Raw genomic sequence first — 6,000 nt, forward strand, 5'->3', positions numbered from 1 at the left:
AACGGACCCATGGCTCTTAATAAACAGTTTCCCAGAATGCTTTGTAAATCCTGTCCCGGATTGTTTCGCCTGATGATCACCTCGCTGCTGCTGGGTCTGTTCGCGGCAGGAACGGTCTCGGCCCAGTCGGTGCTCATTCCTTCGCCGCCCCAGATTGCCGCCAGCTCATTTATCCTTATGGACCCGGCTTCGGGGCGGGTCATCATGGAAGATAACAGCCGCGAGCGCCTGCCACCGGCAAGCCTGACCAAGATGATGACGGCCTACATTGTCGAGCGGGAACTTGACGAGGGACGCATATCAATGTCGGACATGGTGCCGATCAGTGTCAAGGCGTGGCGCACCGAGGGCTCTCGTACCTTTGTCCAGGAAGGCACCGAGGTGAGCGTGGAAGATCTGCTGCGGGGCGTGATCATCCAGTCCGGCAATGATGCCTCGGTTGCTCTTGCGGAATTTGTGGCCGGCAGTGAGGACGCGTTCGTGGATATCATGAACCAGCAGGCTGAAATACTGGGTATGAATGACACCAATTTCGCGACCGCGACCGGACTGCCAGCCCCGGACCAGTTTTCAACCGCAAGAGACCTTGCCATTCTGGCGCGGGCGATCATCAATGATTACCCGGAAAACTACCCGCTCTATGCGGAAAAGCATTTCACCTTCAATAATATCCGCCAGCCCAACCGTAACAGTCTGTTGTGGCGGGATGACAGCGTTGATGGCCTGAAGACCGGTCATACCCAGGAAGCAGGCTATTGCCTTGTGGCTTCCGCCCGGCGCAACGACACCCGGTTGATTGCCGCAGTCATGGGTGCCAGCAGTACTACCGTCCGTGCCCAGGAAATCCAGAAGATGCTCAACTATGGCTTTCGCTACTATCAGACCGAGCGCCTGTTCAGCACCGGTCAGGAGTTGATGCAGGCGAGGGTCTGGAGCGGTACCACCGATCAGCTCTCGCTTGGTACCCTGGAAGATGTTTATGTCACCATACCCCGGGGTTCCCGGGATTCCCTGGAATCGGTGATCGAACTGGACACTGTTATCAAGGCGCCGGTGTCGGTTGGTGACGAGCTTGGCCGGGTAAAAGTGACGCTCGAAGGTGAGACCGTGGTTGACCAGCCAGTGCTCGCGTTGAGCGATGTGCCGGAGGGCGGATTCTTCAAACGTATCTGGGACGCTATCAAACTCTTTTTCTTTCAGTTATTCGAATAACAGTGCCAATGAGCATGGTGGGAGCCGGATCCAGTGAGTGATCAGAAAGCGCCAAAAATCGAGTTTCCCTGCGATTACCTGATCAAGGTTATCGGGGACGCAGCCCCGGACTTCACGGAATTTGTAATCTCGGTGGTTGAAGGCCATGCCCCCGGGATTTCTGAAAATGATGTAACGGTCAAGGACAGCCGGGGGGGCCGTTTTGCCTCCGTCAACATCACCATCCGGGCCACGGGTGAACCCCAGTTGAAGGCATTATTTGAAGAACTGAAAGCAAGCGGCCGCGTTCATATGGTGCTCTAGAATGACAGAACTGGTTATTCGTACCCTGGGGGAGCAGCCTTACCCGGAAACCTGGGAAGCCATGAAGGCGTTCACTGCAGAACGTGGTCCGGCAACCACGGATGAGCTCTGGTTGCTTGAACATCCCCGCGTTTACACCCAGGGTCAGGCCGGCAGGGCCGAACACATTCTGGCGCCCGGGGATATTCCGGTGGTTCAGGTAGACCGGGGCGGACAGGTGACCTATCACGGTCCCGGCCAGCTGGTGGTGTACCTTCTGCTGGACCTGAACCGTCGTAAACTGGGGGTGCGCGCACTGGTGGATGCCATCGAGCAGGCCATTGTGCATTGTCTGGGCGAAATGGGCATCGATTCGGCGCCCAGACCGGATGCACCGGGGGTGTATGTCGGCAAGGCCAAGATTGCCTCGCTGGGCCTGCGAATCAGGCGCGGCTGCTCTTTTCACGGTCTGGCACTGAATGTCGACATGGACATGGAACCCTTTGCCCGCATCAATCCCTGCGGCTTCGCCGGAATGGCCATGTGCCAGGTCCGGGATTTTACGACAGAGGCCGATGTCCAGGTGGTCAGCGAGCGGTTGAGCGTTGCCCTGGCTGACCGGCTTGCAATGCAGGCAGTCGCCAGAATCAGTGGCTGGTAGGGTGTTATCGGGGCAGGGCCGGGGAGCGTTACCCTGGGCCTCTGGCTGGCGCCGGTCTGGCGACGCGGTAAGGTAAAGGCTGCCCTTGACCCTTATAATTCCCTAACATGATGTAAATCCGAAATTCGTCAGGCCCCGGCAGGATTCAGATGGCATCCAAAAGTAAAAGCACCTCCGTTGCGCGTATCAAGACAGGAAGTTTCGAGCGCCGGCTTTCATTGACCAGGGCGGGCCTGTTCGCAGGTACCCGCATGGGTGCCCATATGGCGACCAACTGGTTGGGTGGCAGGGAAAATCGTGAGGCCAGGCATCGGGCGATGATGTCCAGACAGGCAAGGATTCTGGTGGAAGAGCTGGGCCAGCTCAAAGGCAGCGTAGTAAAAATTGGCCAGGTGATGGCGCTTTACGGCGAGCATTTCCTGCCGGACGAAGTCACCGAGGCGTTGCACACCCTGGAGGACAAGACCACTTCCCTGGAATGGTCAGCGATTGAAAAAGTGCTCAGGACCGAACTGGGCGCCGACCGGCTGGCAGAGCTGGAAGTGGATCCGGAACCCATCGGATCTGCCTCCCTCGGCCAGGTACACCGGGCCAGGCGCAAATCCGACGGACTTGAGCTGGTTTTGAAAGTTCAGTACCCGGGGGTGGATCAGGCCGTAGATAGTGACCTCAATTCGGTTGCCCACCTGCTGAAAATTGCCCGGGTGGTTTACTATGGTGCGGAATTCAGGGAATGGCTGGAAGAAGTCAGGGCCATGATGCACCGGGAAGTGGACTACCGGCTGGAAGCGGAAACCACCGAAAAATTCCGGCTTATGCTGCAGAGTGACACCCGCTTTGTCGTTCCGCGGGTACTGCAGGAATACTGTACCGCCCATGTGATTGCCTCGACCTATGAACAGGGGCATTCCGTCAGTTCTACCGCCGTGCGCGAACTGTCTCTGGAGCGTCGTAGCGAGCTGGGGAAAGCGGCGCTTGAGCTGTTTTTCCGGGAACTGTTTACCTGGGGTGAAATCCAGACTGATCCCAATTTTGGCAACTACCGGATCCGCATCGCCGGCGAGAACGCTGCAGACCAGGCCCATGATCAGATTGTGCTGCTGGATTTCGGGGCCGTGCAGTCCTATTCGCCGGACTTTCTGGAACCGGTCATCCAGATGATCCGGGCGTCTTACGAGGATGACCTCAAGGGCGTGATAGCGGGTGGTATCAAACTTAATTTCATGAGCCGTGACTGGCCGGATGAGGTGCTGGAAAAGTTCGGCTCTGTCTGTATGTCGGTTCTCGAGCCCCTGTCGCCAAACCAGAATGAGTGGCCTGATTACGCCGTGAATGAAAAGGGTGAGTACCGCTGGAAGCAGAGCGATCTGCCGTCCAGAGTTGCCCGAAAGGCCGCAAAGTCGGCGGTCAACCGATACTTCAAGGTACCGCCGAAAGAGTTTGTATTCCTCAATCGCAAACTGATCGGGGTATACACTTTCATTGCTGTGCTGAATGCCGAGTTCAATGGCGAGCCACTTCTGAAGCACTACCTCTATGGCGAACCGGTAGCGCCCGATGCCTGAATTGTCAGCCAGATCACCACAGCATAGCGTGCCCCCTTGCCAATACCGACCAGTATCACGAAATTCAGCCAGGGCACCCGCATGATGCCACCCACGAGAGTCAGCGGGTCGCCACCTATCGGCAGCCACCCCAATAGCAGCGACCACTGCCCATAGCGGTTAAACCGGGTACGGGCCTTTTCCAGCTGGGCTTCCGAAACCGGAAACCAGCGCTTGTGCTTGAAGCGATCCACCTGCCTGCCGATAACCCCGTTAATCACCGACCCAACCGTGTTGCCGGCGGTTGCCGAGAACCATACCCACCACAGCGAATAGCCCTGGGTAACCATGCCTGCCACCAGAATTTCAGAATAGGCCGGTAATAGCGTTGCGGCTGCCAGGGCGGTGAAGAAAAGCGTGAGAAAGGCCAAAGCATGTCCCCGGAAAGATACGGTTTTAAGGAGCCTCTGGATAACTCCTGAACTGAGTGGCGGCATTACCGACTGCCAGCCGGGCTGATGTTCCGCACATGCCAGTCAACCCTTCAACTTTGTTTCCCGGCGACTCTGCCTTCATAATGGTCGCCGTTGAGGCGCTTTACCCCGTCCTTTATTTTCTGAACCAGGAGCCTATGAATGGAACAGGTGACGATTTTTGGCCGTGCTTCCTGTGGTTTTTGCTCTCTCGCCCGGAAGCTCTGCGAGATGAATGAGCTGCCCTATCGCTATGTCGATATTGAAACAGAGGGTATCAGTAAAGCGGATCTGTCCAAAACGATTGGCAAGCCGGTACACACGGTTCCGCAGATTTTCGTGGGCGAGGAGCATGTTGGCGGGTTTGATCACTTTTCTGAAATGCTTGAACGTGCCGCTACCCGGAACCGTTGAGTACTCGCTCAGAGGAGGGCCGGGCTCCCCCCGATGCCTCCTCTTTCATCGATCGTGTGGTGGAGCAGTTTAAAGCGACTTAAATCTGGAAGTCTGCTTTCAGCTTCTTTTCAACCAGCCGGTTTTTCAGCTTTGCCACCCGCGGTAAACCATTATCAAAGGGTGGAAAGTTCTCGCCATAAATCAACGGTTCCAGGTAGTCACGGCAATCCTGGGTGATGCCATAGCCATCGTCCGTAATGAAGTGGATCGGCATTTTCTTTTCCTGATTGGCCACTTCGCTCAGCGGTGCTTCACCGATGTGCCAGCGATAAGGACGCGATTGCTCACGAACGATGGTGGGCATCAGCGCCTGTTTTCCTGCCAGCGCGATTTCCACGGCTACTCTACCAACCGCGTAAGCCTGCTCGACATCGGTTGCGGAGGCAATGTGCCGGGCACTGCGCTGAAGATAATCGGCCACGGCCCAGTGGTATTTGTGTCCCAGTGCCTGTCTGACCATGTTGGCCAGCGTTGGCGCTACACCGCCAAGCTGGGTATGGCCAAACGCATCCTTTGCTCCGGCGTCTGCCAGGAAACGGCCGTCTTCGTACTGGGCGCCCTCGGAGGCAACCACAACACAGTAACCATATTCCTTCACACAGAAGTCCACCCGTTCAAGGAAACGGTCGCGCTCGAACGGCACTTCCGGGAACAGAATAATATGGGGCGGTTCGCCCTCGGCCTGGCCGGCCAGGCCGCCGGAGGCAGCAATCCATCCGGCATGGCGCCCCATCACTTCCAGAATGAACACTTTGGTTGAAGTGTCACACATGGAGCGGATATCAAGGCTGGCTTCCAGGGTGGAGGTGGCAATGTATTTTGCCACTGAACCAAAGCCCGGGCAGCAATCGGTAAAGGGCAGGTCATTGTCGACGGTTTTGGGAACACCGATACAGGTAATCGGATAGCCCATTTTTTCGGCCAGTTGCGATACCTTGAATGCTGTGTCCTGGGAGTCGCCGCCGCCGTTGTAGAAAAAATAGCCGATGTCGTGGGCGCGGAACACTTCGATCAGGCGCTCGTATTCGCGCCGGTTTTCCGAGAAGTTTTTCAGCTTGTGGCGGCAGGAGCCAAAGGCGCCGCCCGGCGTATGGATCAGTGCCTGGATGTCGTCATCATGCTCAAGGCTGGTATCGATCAGCTCTTCCTTGAGGGCGCCAATGATGCCGTTCCGTCCCGCATAGACTTTGCCAATCTGGTCCGGGTATTTGCGCGCGGTCTGAATCACGCCACAGGCGCTGGCGTTGATAACGGCGGTAACCCCGCCTGACTGAGCGTAGAATGCGTTGCGAATGGCCATTTCGTGGATGAGCTCCTGCTGTTTCATCGGATTGCGCCGATGATACGTCAATCATCATTTATTTTCATGAGC

The 6,000-nt window shown here is 56.7% G+C and carries 7 protein-coding genes; 5 read left to right on the top strand and 2 right to left on the bottom strand.

Annotated features, from left to right (window positions below; all coding sequences use genetic code 11):
• The first annotated feature begins 72 nt into the window (after positions 1-72).
• The 4 genes from VJ956_RS02260 to VJ956_RS02275 all read left to right on the top strand — a co-directional run bounded on the left by VJ956_RS02260 (position 73) and on the right by VJ956_RS02275 (position 3,720).
• Positions 73-1,212 carry a D-alanyl-D-alanine carboxypeptidase family protein gene (locus tag VJ956_RS02260; RefSeq protein WP_324081163.1) on the top strand — a complete coding sequence of 380 codons (1,140 nt, stop codon included), beginning with the start codon at positions 73-75 and terminating at the stop codon, positions 1,210-1,212.
• A 33-nt stretch (positions 1,213-1,245) separates the two neighbouring features.
• Positions 1,246-1,515 (top strand): HP0495 family protein, encoded by a 270-nt coding sequence (locus VJ956_RS02265; protein WP_324081165.1) that lies wholly within the window; start codon positions 1,246-1,248, stop codon positions 1,513-1,515.
• 1 nt (position 1,516) lies between these two features.
• Positions 1,517-2,155 (top strand): lipoyl(octanoyl) transferase LipB, encoded by a 639-nt coding sequence (gene lipB / locus VJ956_RS02270; RefSeq protein WP_324081166.1) that lies wholly within the window; start codon positions 1,517-1,519, stop codon positions 2,153-2,155.
• 149 nt (positions 2,156-2,304) lie between these two features.
• Positions 2,305-3,720: an AarF/ABC1/UbiB kinase family protein gene (locus VJ956_RS02275; protein WP_324081168.1), complete on the top strand. Its 1,416-nt coding sequence runs from the start codon at positions 2,305-2,307 to the stop codon at positions 3,718-3,720.
• Here VJ956_RS02275 and VJ956_RS02280 read toward each other — a convergent pair.
• Positions 3,690-4,130, bottom strand: coding sequence for a YqaA family protein (locus VJ956_RS02280; protein WP_324081170.1), 441 nt, complete (start codon positions 4,128-4,130; stop codon positions 3,690-3,692). The genes VJ956_RS02275 and VJ956_RS02280 overlap by 31 nt on opposite strands.
• A 204-nt stretch (positions 4,131-4,334) precedes the next feature.
• Here VJ956_RS02280 and VJ956_RS02285 point away from each other — a divergent pair, with 204 nt between their 5' ends.
• Positions 4,335-4,586 carry a GrxA family glutaredoxin gene (locus VJ956_RS02285; RefSeq protein ID WP_324081172.1) on the top strand — a complete coding sequence of 84 codons (252 nt, stop codon included), beginning with the start codon at positions 4,335-4,337 and terminating at the stop codon, positions 4,584-4,586.
• Positions 4,587-4,665: 79 nt separating this feature from the next.
• Here VJ956_RS02285 and VJ956_RS02290 read toward each other — a convergent pair whose 3' ends face one another.
• A complete protein-coding gene (locus VJ956_RS02290; protein ID WP_324081174.1) occupies positions 4,666-5,928 on the bottom strand; it encodes a 6-phosphofructokinase in 1,263 nt (420 codons plus the stop codon).
• Between the last annotated feature and the right edge of the window lie 72 nt (positions 5,929-6,000).

Source organism: Marinobacter sp. (assembly GCF_035268745.1).
Classification (GTDB): domain Bacteria; phylum Pseudomonadota; class Gammaproteobacteria; order Pseudomonadales; family Oleiphilaceae; genus Marinobacter.

Coding starts and splice junctions, on each gene's coding strand:
- VJ956_RS02260 (WP_324081163.1), top strand. CDS start 73: ATGATCACCTCGCTGCTGCTGGGTCTGTTCGCGGCAGGAACGGTCTCG.
- lipB (WP_324081166.1), top strand. CDS start 1,517: ATGACAGAACTGGTTATTCGTACCCTGGGGGAGCAGCCTTACCCGGAA.
- VJ956_RS02275 (WP_324081168.1), top strand. CDS start 2,305: ATGGCATCCAAAAGTAAAAGCACCTCCGTTGCGCGTATCAAGACAGGA.
- VJ956_RS02285 (WP_324081172.1), top strand. CDS start 4,335: ATGGAACAGGTGACGATTTTTGGCCGTGCTTCCTGTGGTTTTTGCTCT.
- VJ956_RS02290 (WP_324081174.1), bottom strand. CDS start 5,928: ATGGCCATTCGCAACGCATTCTACGCTCAGTCAGGCGGGGTTACCGCC.